This is a genomic window from Salinimicrobium oceani (assembly GCF_012037645.1).
Map to the genome: position 1 here is coordinate 1 of NZ_JAAVJR010000088.1, position 813 is coordinate 813.

The 813-nt window shown below is 42.6% G+C and carries 1 protein-coding gene and 1 pseudogene; both read right to left on the reverse strand.

The window, feature by feature from the left end; genetic code table 11:
* Window positions 1-294, reverse strand: a pseudogene (locus HC175_RS23900) (hypothetical protein); the annotation flags it as partial.
* Window positions 251-813: RagB/SusD family nutrient uptake outer membrane protein (locus HC175_RS15560; RefSeq protein WP_168139363.1), on the reverse strand; the 563-nt coding region annotated here is incomplete at its 5' end. The pseudogene HC175_RS23900 and the gene HC175_RS15560, both read right to left, overlap by 44 nt.

Consider the following 813-nt stretch of genomic DNA (forward strand, 5'->3'; position numbering starts at 1 on the left):
TCCCACCAACCAAGGTTGCTGTTCGTACCAAGTAGTGGCTTTTTCCTTGGTCCAGGTCTCTCGGGCCTCTGGAGTTTCCACAGCTGTGGCTTCCGCTGTCTCCTGGTTCTGTTTTGGTTTATCAACACAGCTGATAAAAATCATAACACTCAGAATCGATAGAAAAAATTGGGTTTTTTTCACTTTTTTTAAGTTTAGGAAATAAAAAATCCCTGAAACAGCTAATTCGATTGCTTCAGGGATTTCAGAATTAATATTCAGGATGCTGGTCCAGGTTAGGGTTATTCTGTACATCACTTAATGGAATAGGAAGTCTATGATGCTTTCCTACTTCAAAATTGTTGAAGTCTGGATCTCTTTCCGCAATTTGATCTACTGCAGCCTGACTTTCTAGATCTCCCCATCGCTTCAAGTCTCCCCAACGAACACTCTCGCCAGAAAGCTCAAGCACCCTTTCTATTTTTAAGCGCTCCAAAAATGCATCCTGATCATTCCCGATAGACGGATAGGCTTCGGCCAGTGGGGCCATGTTCGAACGTGCTCTAACCATATCCACATATTGATAGGCTTCAGCCGTATTACCTAGTTCATTTAATACCTCCGCATATCTCAATAAGATATCCGCATAACGGATCAATCGGTAATTGACCTCTGAATAATAATCTTCATTGTTGCGATAATAGTCTCTGGCTCCTTTTCTAAACCAGGCCTCATCTTCACCCCATTCCCAGGATCTGCCATAGGTCAGGTCTCCAAAGTCCTCCTCCAATTCAGGATAGAAAAAGGAATGTTGTAATCTAGGATCAAGGTTTC